Raw genomic sequence first — 23,893 nt, forward strand, 5'->3', positions numbered from 1 at the left:
AACGCAAACTATGGCGTTTAGGCCGTTTTAGTAAAAAGGGCGTAGAAAAAGCCATCATGTTCCGGTGTGGGCAAAAGCTGACCATCTGCAGGGATGAAGTCGGGTAAAGGGAGTTGTTTTGCGTTGGCATGGCGAGCGGCAAATGCGCTCACTGCCTCGGTATTTTCCGCTGCAAAAACAGAGCAGGTAGCGTACAGGAGTTTGCCGCCCGGCGCTACGAGTGGCCAAAGGGCATCGAGCATTTGGGCTTGCTGGAGAGCAAATCCGGCAAAATCGCCGCTGCGGCGTAGCCACTTAATATCTGGATGGCGACGCACCACACCAGAGGCGGAGCAAGGCACATCGGCGAGCACGCGATCAAATAACTGACCGTCCCACCAAGCGTCTGGCTGGGCTGCATCTCCAAGCACCAGCGTGGCCGTTTGTTCAAGCCTATCAATGTTTTCTTGTACGCGTCTTAGGCGGATTCCATCGTTATCAACGGCGGTTAAAGCCACTTTTGCCAGCTCTAAAATATGGCCACTTTTACCGCCAGGCGCGGCACAGGCATCCAGTACGCGCTGCCCATCTTGCACATCTAAAATACGAGCGGCATACTGCGCCCCCAAATCTTGTACCGATACCCAGCCATCAAAAAAGTGTGGCAAACGATCTACACCTACTGGGCTTTGCAATTGAATCGATAGACCATCACTAGAGCTAGCTCCAATCTCCTCGAGTGCCAGCAGCGCAATATAATCATTGGCGGTGGTTTTGTTGAGGTTCACTCGGAGTGTCATCGGTGGGTGTTGATTATTGGCGAGCAAAATATTGCGCCATTGTTTTGGGTAAGTTTTTCGCATGGCCGAGATCCACCAAGCGGGGTGCGAGTACTGGCCGTATTCGCTGTTTTGCGCCATGTTGAATAGATCGTTTTTTTGACGCAAGAAATTACGCAATACGCCGTTGACTAAACCTTTGCCATGGCCAGCGCCGGTTTGTGTGGCCACCGTGACAGCGTGATCCACAATAGCGTGCGCTGCGGCGCGGCTAAATTGCAGCTGGTAAATGGCAACCAAGAGCAGTGCTTTAAGCTCAGGCTCGTGTAAAGGTTTTTGCAGTAGTTGCTTAAGGATGCTTTCAATTAAGCCCAACTGGCGCAGTGTGCCGTAGCTCACGTCTTGAATAGCACCTTTTTGGCGAGGTAGCAGGCTAGGATCTTCACGCCAAACTTTGTTCAAGGCTTCGTTTAGATTCTGGCCAGCAAGCACGCTGGCAACAATACGGCTGGCAAATTTTTGAGTAGCTAACAAAATATTCTCTTTGTAATGTTGGATTTGGGGTGAGGCACGGCGTATCGTGCCCCTGCCTTAACCCCGCGCAATGGCATGTAATCTGGCGATGCGCTCTGCGGTTTGTGGGTGAGTTCTAAATAAATCGGATAATCCACCGCCTATCAGCGGGTTGATAATCATCATTTGTGCAGTTGCAGGATGGTCTTCGGCTGCTTGCATCGGAATGCCGCGCGCATGGGCCTCTATTTTTTGTAAAGCGTCGGCCAGTGCTAGCGGGTCGCCAGAGATGCGTGCGCCGCCTGCATCCGCCTCAAATTCGCGGGCGCGTGAGATGGCCATTTGAATCAGCGATGCTGCAATCGGGGCCAAAATGGCTAAGGCAATTCCTGCAATTGGATTCATGGCTCGGCCATTTTCATCTCTGCCGCCAAAAAACATTGCAAAGTTAGCTAAGGCAGAAATCGCCCCCGCCATGGTGGCTGAAATGGTGGAAATTAAAATGTCGCGGTGTTGAACGTGTGCCAGCTCGTGCGCCATGACGCCGCGTAATTCACGGTAAGACAGCACCCGCATAATGCCAGTAGTGGCAGCAACGGCGGCGTGTTCTGGATCGCGGCCGGTAGCAAAAGCATTTGGTTGGTCTTCATCAATCACATACACTTTAGGCATAGGTAGGCCGGCATTTCTGGCTAATTCTTCGACCATGCCGTAAAGCTCTGGCGCAGTATGGGCATCGACAGGATGAGCGTTGTACATGCGCAACACCATTTTGTCGGAATTCCAATAAGCCCACACATTCATGCCGCCGCCAAATAGCAGCGCCAGCAGCATGCCACTTTTACCGCCAATCATGCCGCCGATCATGGCAAAGAGGGCAATAATGCCCGCCATCAAAATAGTGGTTTTTAGCCAGTTATTCATATTATATTTTCTCTCAAAAAAACGGTTCAATCTTTATAAGATGATGTTTTTTTAAGAAAATTCAATCCTTATGCGAAATGTGGGCAAATAGCGCTTTTGTTTGGAGGCTGTTTGCGCTTGTCAGCCTAGCTTTTGCCCCGCCTCAATGGTGTTTCCCACTAAAAAGGCACTGGCCGCAACGCGTTTGCTCCCCGCTTTTTGCAGCTCGGTAATCAGTAAAGATCCTTGGCCACATGCGACTAAGAGGCCGTCTTTATCCGCCTTAAGGATGGTTCCGGCTGGGCCATTTTCATCTTTAAGCTGCGCTTGCCAAATTTTTAATGCCTGCCCGTCAAGTAATGTTTGAGCCGTAGGGAAGGGGTTAAACGCACGAATCATTTTATCCAGCTCGGCGGCGGATTTTTGCCAATCGATTTGAGATTCTTCTTTACGCAGTTTTTCTGCATAGCTCACCCCCGTTTCGGGCTGGACTTGGCGTGCTTGCTGTAATGCTGGCAAGTTTTCTAGTGCAGCAACAATGGCCTCTGCGCCTATTTCTGCCAGCTTATCGTGTAGGCTAACGGTGGTGTCAGAGGCCGCAATAGAGGTGGTATGGATAGACAACATATCCCCCGTGTCTAGCCCTGCATTCATTTGCATAATGGTGATGCCCGTTGCCGTATCCCCCGCCAAGATGGCGCGATGAATAGGCGCAGCGCCACGCCAGCGCGGCAGCAGCGAGCCGTGGATATTCAGGCAGCCCAGCTTTGGCATATCCAACACAATTTGCGGCAAGATAATCCCGTAAGCGGCCACCACCATCACGTCCGCTTCAATGGCTGCTACCGGCGCTTGTTGCTCGGCTGTGCGGAGTTTTTCTGGCTGGTAAACCGCAATGGCGTGCTTCTCTGCCAACGCTTTTACTGGCGAGGCGCTTAGCTTCATCCCTCGGCCTGCAGGACGATCAGGCTGGGTTAAAACCAAAGCAATTTCATGACCCGCATTGATGAGCGCTTGCAGAGCACAAGCGGCAAAATCCGGCGTACCGGCAAAGATGATTTTCATTTTTTAGCTACCAAGGGGGATTACATGCTGATGTTACGCAGCAAGATCAAAAAATATGCCGTCCACTAAAAACACCAAAAGCACAAACAAATGCGGCATGAGCATTTTTTCTTATTTATTTTGATATTTTTATTTAATATCAACTAGTTATCAGGTGAATAATCTATGTGTCATGCTCAAAAAACAGAGGGAAATTATCCCTGTTTGATTCATTTTTTTCGTGTATTTAGTGTTTTTGGTGGGCAAATAGTCTTTGTGCGTAACATCAGTTACATGGTCTTACGCTGGTTTTTTTTAAGCTTTTGTAGGATACGGTTGAGCTTTAATTTAGAAAGCTTTTCTACAAAGACTTTACCGTCCAAGTGATCTAATTCGTGTTGAATGCAAATAGCCAGTAGGCCATCGGCTTCTAATTCAAAAACTTTGCCTTTGGCATCAAAAGCGCGAACCGTGACTCGCTCAGCGCGTTCTACTTCTTCATAGATGCCAGGCACAGAAAGGCAGCCTTCTTCCCACATGGTTTTGCCATCCATCTTGATGATTTCAGGGTTTACCAATGCCATGAGGCTATTTTTCTCTTCGGAGATATCAATCACCACAACGCGCTGGTGAGTGTTAACTTGCGTAGCTGCTAAGCCAATGCCTGGGGCGGCATACATGGTTTCACCCATGTCGAGAATAAATTGCTGTAAGTGTTTGTCAAATACAGTAACAGGCTTTGCTACGGTGTAAAGCCTGTCGTCGGGGTAGTGCAAAATGTTTAGAATGGCCATATTAGTCTGTGCAAGTAAGTACGGTGATTGCTATAAGCAAACTTTTTGCGTATAGCTGTAAAATATGTAGTATCAACTTAATCCGAAAAAAACATGCAAGCCTTTGCTTAGCAGTTTTCTCGGCGGAGAGAAATCGCCATCATGCGAAAAACAATTATATCGCTACTTTGGGCTGGTGTACTTTTATCTAGCACTGCTTTGGCAGATACCCTAGCCATGCAAGATAACGCGCCTGACCGTTATGTAGTGGTAAAGGGCGATACGCTTTGGAGTATTTCAGGGCATTTTTTAAAAACGCCGTGGCGTTGGCCTGAGATTTGGCAGCTTAATAAAACGGAAATTAAAAACCCTCACTGGATTTATCCAGGCGATGTGGTTTTGTTGGACAACAGTAGTGGCGAGCCGCGTCTGCGCTTGCTTAAGAACGAAAAAACCACGGGAGGGAGTGGCTCTTCGGGCAAGCTGTCGCCGCGTATTCGCACGACGTCTTTAGCTGATGGGGCTACGCCAAGTATCCCTATGTCGGCGATCAGTCCTTTCCTTAGTAAGCCGCTGGTTATTGATAACGAGAGCTTTGCTGCCGCACCGCGGATTGCCGCTGGTCCGGATGAGCGTGTTATTTTTGCCAGTGGTGACAAGGTCTATGCCGTTGGATTAGTGGGTGAGGTGGGGGATAACTGGCAGGTATTTAGAGACGGTAAAAACCTGATCGATCCTGATGATCCAGAGAAAAAACGCGTCATTGGCCATCAAGTCGATTATCTAGGCGACGCAAGATTAGAAGTAACGGGTGATGTGGCAACGCTGCGCCTAACTTCCTCTAAAGAAGAAATCTTGGTTGGTAGCCGCTTGATTCGTGCTAACGAAGCACCTTTTATTAATTATGTGCCGCATGTGCCAGAGCAGCCAGTCAGCGGCCGGATTGTAACTTCTTACGGTGGTGTGGCTGAAGCTGGCCCGCTAACAACGGTGGTGATTAACCGCGGTTCACAACATGGTGTAGATGTAGGGAGCGTATTTTTTAATTACAAAGCGGGCCGTTTGATTCGTAAGGAATCAAAGAGTGAGCCAGATCGCTTTACGCCTATTGAAAAGAACGGCAACTTATTTATCTACCGTGTATTCCCTGAATTTGCTTACGGCCTAGTGCTTGACAGCACCCGAGCGGTAAATGTGGGGGACGAGGTTAAAACGCCTTGATGGATAAGGATGAAGTGCGGCTTTGGCTGCGCTTCACCACGGTTTATAAAGTTGGGCCAAGAAAGCAACTTGCTCTGTTGACCCGCTTTGCAACGCCAGAAGCAGCGCTGGCGGCTAAAGAGGCTGAGCTGGCCGAAATCCTCACTCCTACTGCTTTGCGCGCTTGGCTGGATGTGGATCAAAGCCAGCTGGAAGCCACGCTTGAGCAAACTTTGGCTTGGCAGCTTGAGGAGGGCAATATGCTGATCTCTTTGGCCGATGCTGCTTATCCACCGCGCTTGCTTGATTTACCCGATGCTCCTACTTTAATTTATGTAAAAGGCAGGCTGGATTTATTATCCACGCCTGCCTTATCCATTGTAGGTAGCCGTAGTGCCAGCCCTCAGGGCTTAGAAAACGCCGAGCAATTTGCACAATGCTTTAGTGCTGCGGGTTTAACCGTTGTCAGTGGCTTAGCGGCGGGGATTGATGCGGCAGCGCATCGCGGTGGCCTAGCTGGGGTGGCCTCCACCATTGCCGTTGTGGGGACGGGTTTAGATCGGGTCTACCCAGCCAGTAACCGTGAGTTAGCCCACCAGATTGCCAAGCAGGGCACGATTATTTCTGAGTTGGCTTTGGGCAGCCCACCCAAGGCCGAACATTTTCCAAGACGCAACCGGATGATCGCTGCCTTGGGCTTGGGTTGCTTGGTGGTAGAGGCCAGTGTGGGCAGTGGCTCCTTGATAACGGCGAAACAGGCCGCAGATATAGGCAGAGAGGTGTTGGCGATTCCTGGCTCAATTCACTCGCCATTGGCACGGGGTTGTCATCAGCTGATTAAGCAGGGGGCAAAGTTGGTTGAATCAAGCGATGATGTTTTATCCGAGCTGGCATGGGGGTCGCCTCTGGCGGTAAGTACGCCAAAACGTGCATCAAAAAGTAGCCCTTTTTTACAAAATATGGGCTTTGACCCTGTGGACATTGAGACATTGTCACAGCGCAGCGGCTTGACGACAGACAGGCTATCCGCGATGCTATTGACCTTGGAGCTAGAAGGTTGCATTGTCGCCCTGCCTGGTAGCCGCTATCAGCGGGTGGCCTGAGTAGGGCGTAAGTATTTGCTGAACCGCTTTTTTAAAAGCGTGCTCCACCCGATTTCCTGCTATATCCAGAGAGTTTATTTCTTTGGCGGATCTTTGAAATACTGTCTGCATGTTGTTGGCTGAGATCAGTTTTTATGTGTAAAACACTTGAGCTCGCTGACAGTTCTTTAATCTAAAAATAATCTGTACCGGGGACCCATGCCCGCGAATCTATTGATCGTCGAGTCGCCGTCCAAGGCGAAAACGCTGCTGAAATATCTTGGTAAGGATTTCCAGATCCTTGCTTCCTATGGTCACGTCCGTGGTTTGGTTAGAAAGGACGGCTCGGTAGATACCGAGAATGACTTTAAAATGAAGTATCAGGTGATCGAGCGTAATAAAAAGCACGTCGATGCACTGGTTGCCGCAGTTAAAGAATCTACCAACATCTTTCTGGCAACCGATCCGGACCGCGAAGGTGAAGCTATTTCCTGGCATATCATGGAAATCTTGCGCGCTAAAAAGCTGCTGACAGCCAGCCGCACTTTTAAGCGCGTGGTATTTCATGAAATTACCGAAACCGCCGTACTCAATGCCGTGGCCAATCCACGGGATATTGATAACGATCTGGTCAATGCCCAGCAAGCACGTAGTGCCCTAGATTACTTAGTGGGCTTTAATTTATCCCCCTTACTTTGGCGTAAAGTACGCTCCGGCCTATCGGCTGGCCGTGTACAAAGCCCTGCGCTGCGTTTGATTTGTGAGCGTGAGATCGAGATTCGTGCGTTTACATCGCAAGAATACTGGTCGGTACACCTCGATACTCATCAAGGCCGCAGCAAGTTTGGTGCAAAGCTAACCCAATGGCAGGGTAAAAAACTCGAACAATTTGATATCCCCGATACCGGTAGCCAGCAGAGCATCCTTGATGCGCTTAGCGGCCAGAGTGCGGTGATTCAAGCTGTAGAAAAGAAAAAGAAATCCCGTAGTGCCGCTGCCCCGTTTACCACCTCTACCTTACAACAAGAAGCGGTGCGTAAGCTGGGCATGACTACCGATCGCGCCATGCGTACGGCTCAGCAATTGTATGAAGGGATGAGCATTGGCGGCGAAACCGTCGGTTTGATCACCTATATGCGTACTGACTCGGTGGCCTTGGCAAACGATGCGCTCGATGAAATCCGCGCTTATATTGGCGAAAAATTTGAGAAAGAATACCTGCCTAATGCGCCGGTGATCTTCAAAAATAAAGCCAAAAATGCCCAAGAAGCGCACGAAGCGATTCGTCCTACTTCTATCTACCGCTCCCCAGATGCGGTTAAGGCCTATCTGACGGCAGATCAATTTAAGCTGTATCAGATGATTTGGAAGCGTACGCTGGCCAGCCAAATTACCCCTGCTAAGTTTGATACCGTGGCGGTGGATATTGCGGTGGGAGCGGAGGCTATTTTTCGTGCCACAGGTCAAACCTTGGTGTTCCCTGGCTTTATTGCGGTTTACCAAGAAGATACTGACGAAGAAGACGATGAAGACGACGAAGCACGCCTGCCCGTCCTCACCGTTGGCGATGCCTTGCCGGTAGATAAGCTTTCTGGCGAGCAGCATTTTACCCAGCCACCACCGCGCTTTACTGAAGCCTCACTCGTAAAATCGCTGGAAGAATTTGGGATTGGTCGCCCGTCTACTTACGCGTCAACGATTAAAACGCTGAAAGATCGCGAATACGTGATCTTGGATAAAAAGCGTTTTACCCCAACTGACACCGGCGAAGTGGTAAATAAATTCCTGACTGAGCATTTTACGCAGTACGTGGATTACAACTTTACCGCCAAGCTAGAAGACAAGCTGGATGAGATTTCTACCGGTAAGCGGGATTGGATTCCGGTGCTGGCTGATTTCTGGAAAGGTTTTCATAAGCAATGTGAAGAAAAAGCAGGGCTATCGCGTAAAGAAGTCACCCAAGAAGAAATGGACGAAGATTGTCCAAAATGTGGTGTGGCAAAACTGGCGATTCGCTTAGGCAAACGTGGCCGCTTTATTGGCTGCACCACTTATCCAGAATGCGATTACACCCGCAATCTGGGGGATGATGCCGATACCGCACCTACCGAGCCAGAAGTCGTACCTGATCGTACCTGTCCAAAATGCGAATCCGCTTTGCATATCAAAGTAGGGCGTTATGGTAAGTTTATTGGTTGTTCGGCCTATCCAAAGTGTAAGCATATTGAGCCACTCGAAAAACCACGTGATACTGGTGTTGAGTGCCCAGAGTGCAAAAAAGGTAGTTTGATCGAAAGAAAGAGCCGCTACGGCAAGCTATTTTATTCGTGCAATACTTACCCAGATTGCAAATACGCGACTTGGAATCCACCGATTGCTGAATGCTGCCCACAATGTAACTGGCCAGTAATGACCATTAAAGTAACCAAGCGCCGTGGTACAGAGAAAGTCTGCCCACAGAAAGAATGTGGTTATGTGGAAGTCATCGAAGGGCCTGCGCCTAAAGCTGAAAAAGTAGATAGCGAATAAGTTGAGTCTTGATGCAGGGTAGGGTAAGCATCACCCGCTCTGCATTTATTTACCAAAATCAATCGCTGTATATTTGCTATTGATTTGGGTGTAGTTGTTGATTTAAATCAGAGCAGCTGAAGACCTTTGTTTTTAGACGCTTTTTCAAAGAGGTTTGCCGTGCAGCGCAATGTCTTAACTGATCCTGATTTCGAGCTTCGGAGCGAACTTGGGCTGTTGCAAACTTATTTTGAAGCCTTTGATAACCTCGTTGCTACCTTGCTTGAGTATGACGGCAATATGCTGGAAGCTTTGGGCTTGCTGGCAGGCGTTTCTAAAAGCCATGTGGCTTGCCTCTATTTAAATACACCCGATCAAAGCGCCGCGTATTTAGTTTCGGTTTGGCGCGATCCCGATACCCGCCTTGCCGATATCACACCAGATCCTTGTCGAACACTCGATTATGCAACGTACCCCCTCTTGGCAGATACGCTGGCGGTAGGGATGGTTCTGAATAAAACACTCTTAGAATTACCGCTGGCTGAGCAAATGCTGATGGCACAAATTGGTGTGCGTCAGCTTTTGTGCATTCCTCTATTGGAGCGTGGTGAGCCATTTGGCTTTTTAACTTTTTTAAATGATTGCGAAAAGCAGCGCAGCCGCAGCGAATTACGCCTGCTTTCTATGCTTAGCAATCATGTGGCGCAAGCCATTGTTAAAGATGGCGTTGAGCAAGAGTTAAAGTGTAACCAGCAACGCTTACGTGCCCTTGTAGGCGTTTTGCAAGATATGGTATTTGAATGCAATCAGCAGGGCGTGATTGTGAGTGTTTGGTCTGGCCATCCTCATTTACCCCCTGCAGAAATGCTGCAAGGGCGGCCGATTACCAGTGTGCTGCCCTATGAGTTGGCTTCGGAGCTGGTACGTTATTTGCCCCGCACTTTGCATGAAAAGGTAAGCACTCAATTTAATTGCACTTTGTCGACACCACAAGGCCCTATCTATCTATTAACACGTCTGCAGCCAGTGCAAGCTAGCAATGGAAAAAGCCATGCTGTGGCCTTGGTGCATGATGTCACCTCGCTGATGCTAGAAAACGCCCAACGTAAGACAATGTTGGATACGCTGAATTTGCTTGAAGAGGCAGTGATCGATTTAGCGCCGACGGGCGAATTGGCCAGTACCACACCTGCATGGGCCAAATTACGTGCGCTAGATTTGCGGGAAATGAAGCATGATTTAGGTAAGCCCCTGTTTGCTTGGGTGCACCACGATGATGGTTTAGCCATGGTGACGGCTTTAAGTAAAATATTGAAGGCGACGGATCCTATCTTGCAACGCTTTCGGCTGATACAGGAGAATGGCGGGCATATTTGGGTAGAAGCTAGGTTGATTGCGCACCGCGGCCCAGATGGGCAGCTTACGGCGATTCGAGGTGTATTGCGTGATGTAACGGTGACTCATCTTAACGAGCAACAAATCACTCAACTGGCCTTGTATGACTCCTTAACCAAGCTACCTAACCGCTTGATGCTCGATAGCGAGATTCACAGCGCCATTGATCGTGCACGGCAAGAAAATACCAAAGTTGCGTTGGGTTTTATCGATTTAGATCACTTCAAACAAATTAATGATGCTTTTGGCCATCAGGTTGGGGATGAGTTATTGGTGAACGTGGCCCAGCAGCTCTCTAGTGTCTTGCGGGAAAACGATGTATTGGCCCGTTGGGGCGGCGATGAGTTTGTGGTGCTGATCCCCGATTTAACTGATTTAACCGTGATGCGCGATATTTCTGATCGGCTGCGAAATGCTGCAAGGCAGGGCGTAACCATCAATGGTATGGAAACACAGCCAACTATTTCGCTGGGTTTTGCCGTGTTTCCAGACAATGCCGAGTCGGGAGAAGAGTTACTCTCTGCGGCTGATCACACCATGTATCACGCCAAGCATACCGGTCGAAATAATGTCTGTTTTTATAGCGATATCGTGCATTTAAAAGCCTTGGGCCGAGAGCACGTAGCCATCCAATCGCGCCTTTCTACCGCAATTCGCAATAATCGCCTGCAAGTGTTTTATCAGCCGATTGTGGATGCCAGAAGTGGTGAAGTGCTGAGTGTTGAGGCGTTGGCGCGCTGGCAAGATGATCAAAGTGGTTGGATTAGCCCAGAGCTGTTTATTCCTATGGCAGAAAAGGTGGGCTTAATTCAAGAGCTATCAGAGCTGGTTATTCAGCAGAGTTTTGCCAAATTACGCGAATGGCGTGATGCAGGCCTAACACAAAAGTTGATGATTAATATCTCGCGCAGCCAGTTGTTTCAGCCACAGTTTGTGACTCAGCTGAATGAAAGGCTGATGCAGCATCGTTTGCGTGCAGAAGACGTGGTGCTAGAAATTACCGAATCGGTAGCGCTTACCGATTACTCCCGTCAGTTACGCCATCTGCGCCAGCTTAATGCCTCTGGTTTTGAAATTGCGATTGATGATTTTGGTACTGGTTATTCATCCTTATCGCAGTTGCACGAGATGCCTGCACAAATTTTAAAAATTGATGTGTCATTTGCACTGCGCCTGCATACCGAAGATGGCCGTAGGATGATGCAAGCCATTGTTCAGCTAGGGTTTGGGCTAGGGCTGGAAATCATCGTGGAAGGGGTAGAAAGCCTAGAAACCGCCCGTTTCTTGCAGGGCCTAGGCGTGCAGCGTATGCAGGGTTTTTACTTTAGTGAGCCCGTGCCAAGCGGCGTAGCCGAGCTTTGGATGCGGCTGGGATTGCAGGCTAAGGTTTAATTCAGTGGTAAGCTAAATCACAGCCCTGATAAAAAAGCCGTCTCTTTAATATAAAGAGATGGCTTTTTTCTTATCGAATACTGTGTTTAAGTGGTTTACCTTGGCTGGCAAGGATATAGCCGCCTAATCCCGCCCCAATCAGACTGAGCAGCAAAAGGTAATAGCTGGGGGCTAACACATCGTATTTAATCCAGAACGATAAAATCACCGGCGTCAGGCCGCCCGCAAAGGCGTAGGCCACGTTGTATGAAAAAGACAAACCGCTAAAGCGGATCGCTGCGGGGAAGGCTTTAATCATTAAGAGCGGTACTGCGCCAACAATCCCTACGGTAAAACCCATCAAGGGGTAGAGTAAAGACAGCTGGCTCGTATCATGGCTCATCGTGTGATAAAACGCGAAGCTGCTGCTGCCTAGTAAGATACTACCGATCAGGATCGTTAGGCCAGTGCCTAGTTTGTCTGCTGCCCAACCCGCCACCACACAGCCCAAGCTAAGTGCCACAATCGCGTAGCAATTGGCGCGTAAGGCATCAACTGGCAATACCGCAAATTGTTTTTGTAAATACGCAGGGGTCATTAAAATTGCGACTACAATCGCCACGGCAAGTAAAAAGGTGGCCAGCATAGAAATAGCAATGCTAGAGCGATGATCTCGCAGCACTTGTTTAAGCGGCAGCTCAGTGGCCAGATGTTTTTTAGCTTGCAGCTCTAAAAATACCGGCGTTTCATGCAGCCATTTACGCAAATACATCGCTACTAGGCCAAATACACCACCAATAATAAATGGAATACGCCAAGCCCATGCTTCAAGCTCGGCGGGGCTAAATAGGCTATTCATCGCCATGGCGATCAACGCGCCCAATAAAATACCCAGTGTTAGCCCAGAGGTAATTAAGCTGCAAGCCAGCCCTGTGTGGCGTTCTGGTGCATGTTCGGCCACAAATACCCATGCGCCAGGTACTTCGCCACCAATGGCAGCACCTTGCAAAATGCGTAGGGCGAGTAAGCTAAGTGGGGCCCAGATGCCGATTTGCTGATAGGTGGGCAGTAAGCCAATCATTAAGGTGGGTAAGGCCATCATCAAAATACTAAGGGTGAATATCTTTTTGCGGCCAAGCAAATCACCAAAATGCGCCATGGCAATCCCACCGAGTGGGCGTGCTAAATAGCCTGCGGCAAAAATACTAAAGGTCTGGACTTGCCTCAGTGCATCGGGCATATCGGGCGGAAAAAACAGCTTGCTTAAAACAACAGTGAAAAATACAAAAATAATAAAATCGTAAAATTCTAAGGCACCACCTAGTGATGCTAAGCCTAATGTTTTGCAATCCCCCCAATTTAATGGCCTAGCCACAAGGGGATTTCGCTGCTGAATTTGATCTCTCATTTAATCTTCTCTTCTCTATCCGATTTACTAGAAAACTACGGCTTTTCTCGAGATTACTGGAGCAGATATAGCCAAGCAAGACTTATTGTAAGCTGATCAGATCTCAGCGCTATTTGGATTGTGTATTTTTGCTAACGCGTGGGTACAAAAACGTGCCCACCCTACATGTCTCTGAATGCCTAAGGCAACAACTCCACCCTAACTTGCCTGCTATCACTCCTGCCCTCATCATCCACCACTGTTAGCTGATGCCAACCCGCGGTTTGTGGCCGCCATGCTAGGCCGCTGCTGGTTTTGCCTAGATAAAGCTGATTATCAAACCAATAGAGTTGGGCGCTGCTGGCTGCGGCTTGTAAGGCGATGGTTTCGTCTGGGCGAGATAGGCGTAGCGTGTAGGCGAGGCCGGCTAAGGGGGTGCTGATTTTGGGGGCTTCGCCGTTGGCTGCGGCAAAGTTGCAATCGATATGGGGTGGGGTTCGGCGTGGCACGCCCGCTTCTTTGAATAGCCGCGCCATATCGCTGCTCCAGAATTCAAACACTTCTGTTTTTGTGCGGGCAGGGTTGTAGGGCGGGCAGACGGCCTTGCCGGTTTGGCTATCGATTTGCACTGGCTGATGCAGGCGGCTCACGCGGATGGGTGATTTACCCGGGATAAACCAAGTGCTGCTTTGCTGCGGGCACCAAGTATTGGGTAGCTCACCGCTGGCGGTGCAGATATTGATTTGGCTAAGGCCGCTGGGTGGGCGTTTGGGTATCGGCTTATCGGCGGGCTTGGCCAACGCTAATGCATCGGCAATTCTAAAAAATAGCGGGGCGGCGGCTTCTAGGCCGATCAGTGCGGGATTGCCTTGGCCGTCGAAATTCCCCAACCACACTACCAGTACATAGGGGCCAACCGTACCTGCCGTCCATGCATCACGAAACCCCCATGAGGTGCCGGTTTTAAACGCCACCGGCCAAGCATTGCTACCGCCATCGGGGCGGGGATTTTTGCTGAGCATGTTGAGGGCCAACCAGCTGGCCTGCTCGCTGATCAGTACTTCACCCTTGCTGGGTGGCGTGTCTTTTAGGTAGCGCAGTGGTTTAAGCCGGCCATCATTGGCCAGTATGGTGTAAAGGCTGGCTAGCTCTACCATGCTGACTTCCCCCCCGCCTAGCACCAGCGCTAGGCCGTAATGCTCGGCGGATTGCAATTTATAGATGCCGGCTTGCTGTAAAAAATCATAAAAACTGGGGTTTTTAAGTTGGCTAGCCAGCCATACGGCGGGAATATTGCGGCTTTTGATTAGCGCATCGGTGGCGCTGAGCGGGCCAACAAAGCGCCCGTCAAAATTCTCTGGCTGGTAAGGGCCAAAAGCACTGGGGGTGTCGCGCAAAATAGAGCTTGGGTGGATGATGCCTTGATCCAGCCCCAGTGCATAAATAAACGGTTTTAAGGTGGAGCCTGGCGATCGTTTGGCTAAGCTGCCGTTGACTTGGCCGGAGATGCTGGCGTTAAAGTAATCGGCAGACCCCACTAAGGCACGCACGGATTGATCGCGGCTATCTACCAGCATCGCTACGGCATTATTGATGCCTCGGCTGCGGGTTTGGGCTAGATATTGTTGAATGTGTTTTTCTAGCAGGGTTTGCAGCTGCAAATCAAGGGTGGTGTTGAGCGTGGCGGCAGGGTGGGTTGCCTCATCGACTAGTCTTTGCTCCACCCAGTGCGGCGCTCTAAAGGGGAGCTGCTCTAAGCGCTTAACCGGCAGGGGCAAGGTCATCAGTTGTATTTGTGCAGGGGATGCTGAATAGGCCGCTTGCCAGCGTTGCCATAATCTTTGCCGCGCATCGATTAGCGATACGCCACTGCCTAAACGCTGATTGGGCTGCTGTGGAATTACCGCTAGCGTCAGGCTTTCTGGTAGCGTGAGCAGCTTAGGGGCTTTGCCAAAGTAGACCAGGCTGGCCGCCGCTGCGCCTTCGATATTTCTGCCATAGGGGGCGAGATTTAAATAGGCTTCTAAAATATCGTGCTTGCTGTAACGGGCTTCTAGCCACAGTGCCAGTGTAATTTGCCGAAGTTTGCCGCTGGGCGTTTTAGTATTGAGCCGATATTTAAGCCGCGCTAATTGCATGGTAAGCGTGGATGCGCCTTGCTTAGCACCGCCGCCGTAGGTCTCTGTAATGGCACGCAGCAGGGCAACGGGGTTTAGCCCTAAATGCCAGTAAAACCAGCGATCTTCTTGTAATTTAACCGCAGTAATCAGCGTGGGGGAGAATTGCTCTAGCGGCAGCCATAGCCGGTAGCGCTGGTCTGGAGCAAGCGTGAGCCTTAGCAGCTTGCCATCTTGCGCCAGCACCGCTGTTGAGCCTGCCACCGCCAGTGGCTCATGCGGCCAGTAACGGATAAGCAAGCCGCCAAGAAGCAGGCAGAGGATTAAATACCTAGGTTTAAGCAAGCGGCGTTTCCTAGTTGCAACAAAGCTTAGGGTATTCAGCGGGCTGAATAGGGCAGGCTAATTCGGTAATTTAATGCTGCGCATCAATGTGGAAATAAAAAATGTGGAATAGCAATAAAGGCTACACCCGCCAGAATGAGCGCCACTTGCTGGGCCGTGTCTTTAAGCTGAGGGCGTTTATGCAGGCCGGGGATTAAGTCGGCAATAGCGACATAAATCATGCTGGATGCGCCCAACGCTAATAAATAGGGCTGTAAATGCGTCACTGTATTCAGCGACCAATAGGCGAGCAGAGCGCCAACTAAGGCGGCTAAGGAGGATAGGGCATTAAAAAATAGCGCCTTCATTTTGCTATAGCCTGAATGCAATAGCACAATAAAATCGCCCACTTCTTGTGGCACTTCGTGGGCAATAATGGCGAGGGATGTAGCGATGCCAACATTTATATCAGTCATAAATGCCGCTGCAATTAAGGCGCCATCTAAAAAATTATGGAAGGTATCGCCCACAATAATCATCAAGCCCGCTCGCCCATGACTGTGGCCGTGGCTATGCTCGTGTGGCTCTAGCTCTTCGCATTGCTCATGATGGCAATGCCGCCAGATCACGAGTTTTTCCATGATAAAAAAGGCCAAAATTCCAGCGAGCAGCGTGAGCGAAATACTCGAGGCAGAAGGTGCTTCTTCAGCAGGGTGAGCCATCACCTCATGCTGCTGAAGTTCTGGAGTAAGCGGGGCGTGCTGATGGATAACGACGGTTTCATTCACGATTGGGGCGGCGTGATGATCATGCTCGCCAAAGGCATGCGGCAGAATTTCTAAAAAAGCCGCCGCTAATAGCGAGCCAACGGCAAAGCTTACTAATTTAGGTATCCAGCTAGGACGCGCAGCATAGGCAATGCCCGCTGCCGCCAATACACTGAGTAAGCTGCCCGCTAGGCTGGCGGTCATAATCCAAGCAAGAATACTCATAAACCGTTTTCAAAAATATGATAGATGCAACAGTGTATCATTTTAAGTAAGGTTTAGTCAGGCTCTGCAAGGGGGCTGAGGCGTTATTTTATCTGGGCAGCGGGTGGATAAAGGCATACACGTAGTGTGCTTTTTAAGCTTGGCTAAGAGGCGTGCAGGGTTGGTTTCAAGCCTCGCTTAACCAAATTAAGCTAGCCATCCTGCCTGTGCGCTGATCGCGGCGGTAAGAGAAAAACCGTTCAGCATCCGTCACTGTACAAAAATTGCCGCCATAAATCGCGGTAACGCCTTGTGCATTAAGTCTTTGTTTGGCTAAAAGATAGATATCAACGAGCCATTTTCCAGATGTGGCTGTAGCCTGAAATGCAGCGCTAGCGGTAGGGTCATGCGCTGTAAACGCAGCTTTTACCTCATCGCCTACCTCAAAAGCATTTGGCCCAATCGCAGGGCCGAGCCATGCTATGAGTGTTGCTGGCGGGACATCCATTTTGGCAATGGTGGCTTCAATCACGCCATTACATAGGCCACGCCAGCCCGCATGGGCTGCGCCGACGACGGTTCCAGCTTGATTACACAGCAAAACGGGCAAGCAGTCGGCGGTCATAATGGCGCAGACGGCGGAGGTAACATGCGCCACGCTGGCATCGGCCTCGGTATTTTGTGCAGCCGTAGCTGCGTTAACGACGTGCACACCGTGCACTTGCGTAAGCCAGAGTGGATCAGCAGGTAGATAGTGACGAACGATGGCGCGGTTTTGTTCAACGGCTTGAGGATGATCATCAACATGATTGCCCAAATTAAGGCTAGCCCACGGCGCGTCGCTGACGCCGCCGTGGCGGCTGCTTGAGATGGCCTGCACCGTTGCGGGTGCAGGCCAATCAGGCCTGATCCATGTTGGGGGAAGTGGCTTATTCACGCACATACATGACTTCGCAGTCACTATCGTCAACATCCCAATCGTCTTCCCAGTCTTCTTCTAGCATGCCAGCATCTAAGCGTAATACATTCACCAGTATTTCCATATCTTCAGGAAGAGGGGCTTTCCAAGTCATGGTTTTGCCTGTTTCTGGGTGAATCAGAGACAGTTTTCTGGCGTGTAGCGCCTGACGTGCAAATTCACTCAGCGCAATACTGACTTCAGGTGAGTGTATTCTTGGCTTGCCGCCGTAGATTGGATCGGCAGCAAGTGGATGGTTTAAATGCGCCATATGCACCCGAATTTGATGCGTGCGGCCGGTTTCTAGCTGGCATTCAATCAAAGTGTGTGCGGTAAAGCGCTCATGAACCTTGTAATGTGTAACGGCATGCTTCCCCGAATGAACTACCGCCATCTTGATTCTTTCTTTAGGATGACGGCCAATTGGGGCATCTACTTTACCATCTGAGCCAAACAAACCTTGGGCAACAGCGGTGTAATGGCGCTTAACCGTACGCGCTTGTAATTGTTGCACTAAGCTGTTTTGGGCTTTTAAGTTGCGTGCAATCACCATTAGCCCACTGGTATCCTTGTCCAGTCGGTGTACGATGCCAGCGCGGGGAATAGTTTTAAGCTCAGGGTAGCGATAAAGTAAGCCATTCAGTACAGTGCCAGTCCAGTTGCCTGTACCTGGGTGCACAACTAAACTCGGTGCTTTATTCAGCACAAGTAAGGTAGCATCTTCGTAAATGATATCCAGCTCGATGTCTTCAGGCTGAAAAGCACTTTCGTCTGCTTCGGGTTGGGGTAAGACACTAATCGTTTCACTGCCCCATAGTTTTGTTTTGGGGACGGCTGGATTGCCGTTAAGAAAGACTAGGCCGTCTTTAATCCATGTGGAGAGTCGGTTACGGGAAAACTCGGGCAGCATCTTGGCTAAAGCAGCGTCCAAGCGCTCCCCTGCCAAATCGGATGGCACGGTCAGGACACGCGCCTGCTCGAAGTCGTTATAATCGTTTAATTCGTTTTCGGAATGCATCATGAATAAGATTCTACCGCGATTCATCGTCTCTGCAGTATTTGCCGGATTATTGGCAGGCTGCGCATCCACTCCAGAAGAGCAGGATGAAACCCGTGGCTGGACTGCGGAGAAGATTTTTGCTGAGGCAAAATCAGAGCAAGAAAGCCGCAGTTATGATCGATCCAATAAGCTGTTCGAAAAGCTAGAAGCGCGTTTCCCTTACGGGCGGCATGCACAGCAAGCACAAATCGAGACGGCTTATAACCACTACAAAAACCAAGAACCTTTGCTGGCTTTTGCCGCAATCGATCGCTTTATTAAGCAATATCCAGCCCACCCAAATATTGATTACGCCTACTATTTAAAGGGTTTGGTCAACTTTAATGAGGCACAAGGCTTTTTATCTAGCGTAGTAAAGCAGGATATGTCTGAGCGCGATCCTAAAGCCGCTCGCGAATCCTACGATACCTTTCGCCAGTTGGTTACGCGCTACCCAGAAAGCAAATACGCTGCCGATGCTACGGTGCGTATGGGCTACTTAGTTGGTGCGTTGGCCAACTTAGAATTACATGTAGCTAAGTATTACTACAACCGTGGGGCATTCTTAGCGGCAGCTAATCGTGGTAAATATTTACTAGAAACGTATTCAAGCACCAAGCAAGTTGAGCCTGCTTTAGGCATTATGGCTTTGTCTTACGACAAGCTAGGTTTGATCCCTTTGCGTGATGATGTAAAAAAAGTATTGTTCAAAAATTACCCAGAAACCACGGTATTGGATGAGAACAGCTTATTCACTGATTCTGACTGGTGGAAGCCTTGGTAAGGAATATTTAATTTATTTTCGAAAGGGGGGTTTACAGGCTTAAATTTGCTCTGTAATATTCGCATCTCTTTCGGGGGGTATAGCTCAGTTGGTAGAGCGCTTGCATGGCATGCAAGAGGTCAGCGGTTCGATTCCGCTTACCTCCACCAGAATTAAATAAGTTGTAGTTTTGATTTAAAACTATAACTTGTTGAGTAGAGTTTTAGATTGATCCCATCGTCTAGAGGCCTAGGACACTGCCCTTTCACGGCGGCGACCGGGGTTCGAATCCCCGTGGGATCGCCATCTAATCTTAGTTTTATCGTGCGGCTGTAGCTCAGTTGGATAGAGTATCTGGCTACGAACCAGAGGGTCAGGAGTTCGAATCTCTTCAGCCGCACCAATCAGTTTTAAACGCTGCTCAGTTTATAAGAGCTAGCTTAAAAGTATGATCCCATAGTTTAGCGGTTAGAACACTGCCCTTTCACGGCGGCGGCCGGGGTTCGATTCCCCGTGGGATCGCCAATTTAAAAAACCTGCCCATGTGGCAGGTTTTTTTTCGTCCGCACCATTCAAATGATCCCCGTGTAAAATTCTAAGGGGAATCTCTTTTTAGGAATTTAATCAATATGGCAGCTTTGGGGCGTTTTCTTTCGGTAGAAGGCATTGATGGCGCGGGGAAAAGCACGCAACTGGCTTGGATTGCACAGTGGCTAAAGCAGCATAGTGTCGCTTTTGTGCAAACACGCGAGCCAGGCGGCACGGCTTTGGGTGAAAAGCTCCGCGATTTACTACTCAGCGAGCCTATGCATCTAGAAACCGAAACCTTACTTATGTTTGCAGGCCGCCGAGAGCATCTAGAGCAAGTGATTAAGCCTGCATTGGCGCGTGGCGAGTGGGTGTTGTGCGATCGCTTTAGCGATGCAAGCTACGCTTATCAAGGCGGTGGACGAGGTTTACCACGCGAGAAATTTATTGCGCTAGAAGAATGGGTGCAAGGTGTTGCGCCTAATAAGATTCAGCCTGATTTAACCCTGATTTTTGATGTACCCTTGTCGGTTAGCCAAGAGCGGATGGCGGGGGGGCGTACTTTGGATCGGTTTGAGCGGGAAGCCACCGATTTTCATGCCAGAGTGCGGGCTGCATATCTAGAAAGAGCCGCCAGTGAGCCGCAGCGCATTCGCGTGATCAATGCTAATCGCTCTTTGGAAGAAATTCAGCAAGAATTAGCTGAGATACTAAGCGCCATCCTTTAATGAGCACCTAGATAGATGAAAACACTTTACCCTTGGCAAGCCGCAGCTTGGTCGCAATTAATGCGCGAGATGGATAGGCTGCCGCATGCCATGCTGATTACCGGTGAGGAAGGCATTGGGAAAAGGCGTTTTGCAGAATACTTAGCCCAGTTTCTACTTTGCGAAGACGAGACAAAAACCACGGCACCTTGTGGCGTGTGTGATGGCTGCCGCTGGTATATGGCGGGCAATCATCCCGATTACCGCGTGCTTTCGCCTGAAGATAATGAGAATGACGCCAGCGAAGACGCTAAGCCTAAGCGCAAATCGCAGGTGATTGGGGTGGATGACATCCGCGATTTGGCCGATTTTGTTAACTTAACTGCACACCGCAAAGGCATCCGCGTCACGGTGGTTTATCCGGCCGAAACGCTAAATGTGGCCGCGGCAAATGCATTTTTAAAAACACTAGAAGAACCGCCATCAGGCGCGATGTTTATTCTGGTGTCAAATCACTGGCGGCGTTTATTGCCGACTATTCGCAGCCGCTGCCGTGTGTTTCCAATGGCAACGCCTGAGCATGCTACAGCTGCGGCGTGGCTGGCGCAGCAGCAGGTGGTTAATCCTGCACTGCATTTGGCGCATACGGGTGGCGCACCCTTGGCGGCTTTAGAAGATGCAAGTGCCGAATGGCTGCCTAACCGCAAGGCATTTTTGGCGCATATTGCCAATCCTGCGGTTTTAGATGTGCTGGCTGTGGCTAGTGAGCTAGAAAAGGCTAAACTAGAGATGTCTCTGGTGGTGGGCTGGTTGCAAAAATGGGTCCATGATTTAATCAATATCAAGATGACGGGCAAACTTCGCTATTATCCAGATTGGGAGAGCGATTTACAGCGCTTAGCAGCGCAATCACCCGCCTTTTTTCATTATACCGATCGTCTTAATGAGGCAATGCGCCTAGCGCACCACCCTTTAAATCAGCGATTAGTGTTTGAATCTTTGCTTTTTGCTTATCTGGATGCACTGCGTAGTAATAAGGGGAAAAAATGAGTGAACCCATTAAGGCTCCGGTATCGCGGCCTGGCGTATTGTCGCTAAATATTAAAGAAAAAGCTGCTCTGTATGCTTCGTATATGCCTTTTTTAAAAGGCGGTGGTATTTTTATTCCAACCAATAAAGCCTATGTATTGGGCGATGAAGTCTTTATGTTGCTTTCGCTCTTGGATGATCCTGCCAAAATTGCCGTTTCGGGCAATGTGGTGTGGATTACCCCGCAGGGAGCCAATAATAATCACCAGCAGGGTATTGGGGTGAAATTCTCGGCTAATGAAGCAGGCAATCAAGCTAAAACCAAGATTGAAGGCTTATTGGGCGGCTATCTGCAATCGGCCCGTACCACCCACACTATGTAATTTTTCTTAATCTGCCTTTTTGAAGTCCCTATGTTTATTGATTCGCATTGCCATATTAATTTCCCCGATCTTGCTGCCAATATCGACCCACTGCTTGCCAATATGGCCGAGAACAAAGTGACGCACGCGCTGTGCGTGGCGGTGAATTTGCCAGAGCTGCCCTCCGTGCTTGCCTTAGCTGAAGCGCATGCCAATATTTTTGCTTCGGTGGGGGTGCATCCTGATTATGAAGACACGCCAGAGCCAAGCGTAGAGCAGCTGGTAGAGCTAGCCAAGCACCCTAGAGTGGTTGCTATTGGTGAAACAGGGCTTGATTACTATCGTTTGCAAGGTGATCTGGAATGGCAAAGGGAGCGCTTTAGAGTGCATATCCGCGCCGCCAAGCAAGCAGGCTTGCCACTCATTATCCATACTCGTTCATCTGCGGCAGACACCATTCGTATCTTAAAAGAAGAGGGCGCGAATGAGGTTGGCGGGGTATTGCATTGCTTTACCGAGACTTGGGAAGTGGCGCAGGCAGCGATGGAGCTAGGGTTTTATATCTCGATATCTGGCATTGTCACCTTCAAAAAAGCCGTTGAGCTGCAAGAAGTAGCTCGGCTTGTGCCGCTGGATAGGCTGCTCATCGAAACGGATTCGCCTTATTTAGCGCCGGTGCCATACCGTGGTAAACAGAACCAACCCGCTTGGGTTAGGCATGTAGGTGAATCAATTGCAGATTTACGTGGGGTCAGCGTTAATCAAATTGCAGATGCCACGACTGCTAACTTCTTTAAGCTATTTGCAAGGGCGCAAAAATGAAAGTAGAGGTGCTCATTTTGGGTGTGGGTTCTAGCGGTGGTTCACCAGCGCTCGGTTGCTCTTGCCCAACCTGCACCTCTAGCGATCCTAAAAATAGTCGTAGCCGCGCATCATCGGTACTACGGGTTGGGGGCAAAACATTCCTTATAGATACTGGCCCCGATCTGCGCTATCAAGCCCTGCGTGAGCAATTACTGCACGTAGATGCGGTGCTGTATACCCATCCACACGCTGATCACCTCAATGGGATCGACGATTTACGCGCTTTTTGCTGGCTGCAAAAAGCGCCTATTCCTGTGTTTGGCAACGAGTTTATGCTTGAGCATATCCGCCAGCGTTTTCCCTACACGCTATTTCCGCCAAATAATTTTTGGGATAAACCGGTCTTAACGCTACATTCCGTCAGCGATAGCACCTTTGAGTTCGCTGGGATTGCTATTGAGCCTATTCCACTTATGCATGGAAAATGGCCGATTTTGGGCTACCGCATAGGCAAAGTAGCCTATTTAACCGATGTATCAGAAATCCCCGCAGAGAGCCTTGCTAAGCTACAAGGCTTAGATATTGTGCTACTTGATTGCCTGCGCCGCGTACCCCATCCTACGCATTTTTCTGTGGATCAAGCCATTGCGGCCGCCAAGCAAATAGGGGCCAAGCAAACCGTGATGATCCATATGACGCACGAGCTTGAATACCATGCGCTTTCGCAAGAATTACCGGAGGGCATGGTGGTGGGCTTTGATGGGATGCGCTTAGTGAGCGAGGCAGGTACAGGCCTTTAGTCGCTGGTGTAGCTGCTTATCTAATATTTTTTCTGCGATTTTTCTTTTCATTTAGCCCGTAATTATGGGCTTTTTTTCGTTTTTAGCTGCGTATTTCCTCCCATTTCTAAGCCTCATTTGTGGTTTATCCCAATTAGTCCTTTATTAAATTTAAGCAAGCTACAGAAAAATACCTAGATTCCAGCTATGGTTTAGCTGGTAATACTTATTTATTTTGACAAAATATGGAAAACTTTAGCTGATTATGTCTCTTGTTTAATAACGCCTATGTAAATGGGTTTTTTAGAATCGCACTTTGCTTTTGTGGAGAGAGAAACTCAATCTTATCAACTTAAGGGCACTGTTGATCGTTAAACCCTAAGCGATCTAGATCTATCTATTGCAAGCGTTGAAACATCGTAGGACGGGTGCAACCCGCGTTTTTTTAGCATCGATCAAAGATTTTACCCGCCCTACAATACTGATGATGAGTTTGAGTAAGAGACATAATTAGGAAGCTTTATTTATAAAAATCTTATGAGAAATTTGCTACTTACCTTGTTATTTTTTGCTACGTG

General features: G+C 49.3%; 19 protein-coding genes and 4 tRNA genes. 14 read left to right on the forward strand and 9 right to left on the reverse strand.

Going from position 1 to position 23,893, the window contains the following annotated elements; genetic code table 11:
• Positions 1–17: 17 nt before the first annotated feature.
• The 4 genes from rsmB to def form a co-directional block, all read right to left on the reverse strand.
• Complete coding sequence (gene rsmB / locus R6242_RS05390) at positions 18–1,292, reverse strand: 16S rRNA (cytosine(967)-C(5))-methyltransferase RsmB (RefSeq protein ID WP_293936443.1); 1,275 nt, start codon at positions 1,290–1,292, stop codon at positions 18–20.
• Positions 1,293–1,349: 57 nt separating this feature from the next.
• Entirely contained in the window at positions 1,350–2,195 is an 846-nt protein-coding gene (gene htpX / locus R6242_RS05395) for a zinc metalloprotease HtpX (protein ID WP_293936441.1), read from the reverse strand.
• A 120-nt stretch (positions 2,196–2,315) separates the two neighbouring features.
• Positions 2,316–3,239 carry a methionyl-tRNA formyltransferase gene (fmt, locus tag R6242_RS05400; RefSeq protein ID WP_318424719.1) on the reverse strand — a complete coding sequence of 308 codons (924 nt, stop codon included), beginning with the start codon at positions 3,237–3,239 and terminating at the stop codon, positions 2,316–2,318.
• Between the two features lie 269 nt (positions 3,240–3,508).
• Positions 3,509–4,012, reverse strand: coding sequence for a peptide deformylase (gene def / locus R6242_RS05405; RefSeq protein ID WP_318424722.1), 504 nt, complete (start codon positions 4,010–4,012; stop codon positions 3,509–3,511).
• A gap of 141 nt (positions 4,013–4,153) precedes the next feature.
• Between def and R6242_RS05410 the strand changes: the two genes are divergently transcribed.
• The 4 genes from R6242_RS05410 to R6242_RS05425 all read left to right on the forward strand — a co-directional run bounded on the left by R6242_RS05410 (position 4,154) and on the right by R6242_RS05425 (position 11,568).
• A complete protein-coding gene (locus R6242_RS05410; protein ID WP_318424725.1) occupies positions 4,154–5,212 on the forward strand; it encodes a LysM peptidoglycan-binding domain-containing protein in 1,059 nt (352 codons plus the stop codon).
• Positions 5,212–6,294 carry a DNA-processing protein DprA gene (gene dprA, locus R6242_RS05415; RefSeq protein WP_318424922.1) on the forward strand — a complete coding sequence of 361 codons (1,083 nt, stop codon included), beginning with the start codon at positions 5,212–5,214 and terminating at the stop codon, positions 6,292–6,294. Before R6242_RS05410 ends, dprA begins: the two co-directional genes overlap by 1 nt.
• A 198-nt stretch (positions 6,295–6,492) precedes the next feature.
• Positions 6,493–8,802, forward strand: a complete 2,310-nt coding sequence (topA, locus tag R6242_RS05420; RefSeq protein WP_293936428.1) for a type I DNA topoisomerase — start codon at positions 6,493–6,495, stop codon at positions 8,800–8,802.
• Between the two features lie 159 nt (positions 8,803–8,961).
• Positions 8,962–11,568 carry an EAL domain-containing protein gene (locus R6242_RS05425; protein ID WP_318424729.1) on the forward strand — a complete coding sequence of 869 codons (2,607 nt, stop codon included), beginning with the start codon at positions 8,962–8,964 and terminating at the stop codon, positions 11,566–11,568.
• Positions 11,569–11,638: 70 nt separating this feature from the next.
• On the opposite strand, the gene R6242_RS05430 is transcribed toward R6242_RS05425, so the two are convergent.
• The 5 genes from R6242_RS05430 to rluD form a co-directional block, all read right to left on the reverse strand.
• A complete protein-coding gene (locus tag R6242_RS05430) occupies positions 11,639–12,955 on the reverse strand; it encodes an MFS transporter (RefSeq protein WP_318424732.1) in 1,317 nt (438 codons plus the stop codon).
• Between the two features lie 179 nt (positions 12,956–13,134).
• Positions 13,135–15,396 carry a penicillin-binding protein 1C gene (pbpC, locus tag R6242_RS05435; RefSeq protein ID WP_318424735.1) on the reverse strand — a complete coding sequence of 754 codons (2,262 nt, stop codon included), beginning with the start codon at positions 15,394–15,396 and terminating at the stop codon, positions 13,135–13,137.
• 83 nt (positions 15,397–15,479) lie between these two features.
• Positions 15,480–16,367 carry a ZIP family metal transporter gene (locus R6242_RS05440; protein WP_318424738.1) on the reverse strand — a complete coding sequence of 296 codons (888 nt, stop codon included), beginning with the start codon at positions 16,365–16,367 and terminating at the stop codon, positions 15,480–15,482.
• Positions 16,368–16,533: 166 nt separating this feature from the next.
• The gene (gene pgeF, locus R6242_RS05445; RefSeq protein ID WP_318424741.1) at positions 16,534–17,283 is read right to left on the reverse strand and encodes a peptidoglycan editing factor PgeF; all 750 of its coding nucleotides are present in this window, start codon (positions 17,281–17,283) and stop codon (positions 16,534–16,536) included.
• Positions 17,276–18,325 (reverse strand): 23S rRNA pseudouridine(1911/1915/1917) synthase RluD, encoded by a 1,050-nt coding sequence (rluD, locus tag R6242_RS05450; RefSeq protein WP_318424743.1) that lies wholly within the window; start codon positions 18,323–18,325, stop codon positions 17,276–17,278. Before rluD ends, pgeF begins: the two co-directional genes overlap by 8 nt.
• Here rluD and R6242_RS05455 point away from each other — a divergent pair.
• The 10 genes from R6242_RS05455 to R6242_RS05500 all read left to right on the forward strand — a co-directional run bounded on the left by R6242_RS05455 (position 18,324) and on the right by R6242_RS05500 (position 23,336).
• The gene (locus R6242_RS05455; protein WP_293936408.1) at positions 18,324–19,127 is read left to right on the forward strand and encodes an outer membrane protein assembly factor BamD; all 804 of its coding nucleotides are present in this window, start codon (positions 18,324–18,326) and stop codon (positions 19,125–19,127) included. The genes rluD and R6242_RS05455 overlap by 2 nt on opposite strands.
• A 73-nt stretch (positions 19,128–19,200) precedes the next feature.
• Positions 19,201–19,276, forward strand: a tRNA-Ala gene (locus tag R6242_RS05460).
• Between the two features lie 60 nt (positions 19,277–19,336).
• Positions 19,337–19,412 (forward strand) — tRNA-Glu (locus R6242_RS05465).
• 20 nt (positions 19,413–19,432) lie between these two features.
• Positions 19,433–19,509: transfer RNA gene (locus R6242_RS05470), tRNA-Arg, on the forward strand.
• A gap of 47 nt (positions 19,510–19,556) precedes the next feature.
• A tRNA-Glu gene (locus R6242_RS05475) sits at positions 19,557–19,631 on the forward strand.
• Between the two features lie 104 nt (positions 19,632–19,735).
• Positions 19,736–20,362: a dTMP kinase gene (tmk, locus tag R6242_RS05480; protein ID WP_318424748.1), complete on the forward strand. Its 627-nt coding sequence runs from the start codon at positions 19,736–19,738 to the stop codon at positions 20,360–20,362.
• A 15-nt stretch (positions 20,363–20,377) separates the two neighbouring features.
• Positions 20,378–21,391 carry a DNA polymerase III subunit delta' gene (gene holB / locus R6242_RS05485; protein ID WP_318424750.1) on the forward strand — a complete coding sequence of 338 codons (1,014 nt, stop codon included), beginning with the start codon at positions 20,378–20,380 and terminating at the stop codon, positions 21,389–21,391.
• Entirely contained in the window at positions 21,388–21,753 is a 366-nt protein-coding gene (locus R6242_RS05490) for a PilZ domain-containing protein (protein ID WP_293936400.1), read from the forward strand. The genes holB and R6242_RS05490 overlap by 4 nt, the downstream gene beginning before the upstream one ends.
• A 30-nt stretch (positions 21,754–21,783) precedes the next feature.
• Positions 21,784–22,554, forward strand: a complete 771-nt coding sequence (locus R6242_RS05495; RefSeq protein ID WP_318424753.1) for a TatD family hydrolase — start codon at positions 21,784–21,786, stop codon at positions 22,552–22,554.
• Positions 22,551–23,336, forward strand: a complete 786-nt coding sequence (locus R6242_RS05500) for an MBL fold metallo-hydrolase (RefSeq protein WP_318424756.1) — start codon at positions 22,551–22,553, stop codon at positions 23,334–23,336. Before R6242_RS05495 ends, R6242_RS05500 begins: the two co-directional genes overlap by 4 nt.
• The last annotated feature ends 557 nt before the right edge of the window (positions 23,337–23,893 follow it).

Origin of the sequence: Iodobacter sp. CM08 (genome assembly GCF_033446605.1) — a bacterium.
Lineage (GTDB): Bacteria > Pseudomonadota > Gammaproteobacteria > Burkholderiales > Chitinibacteraceae > Iodobacter.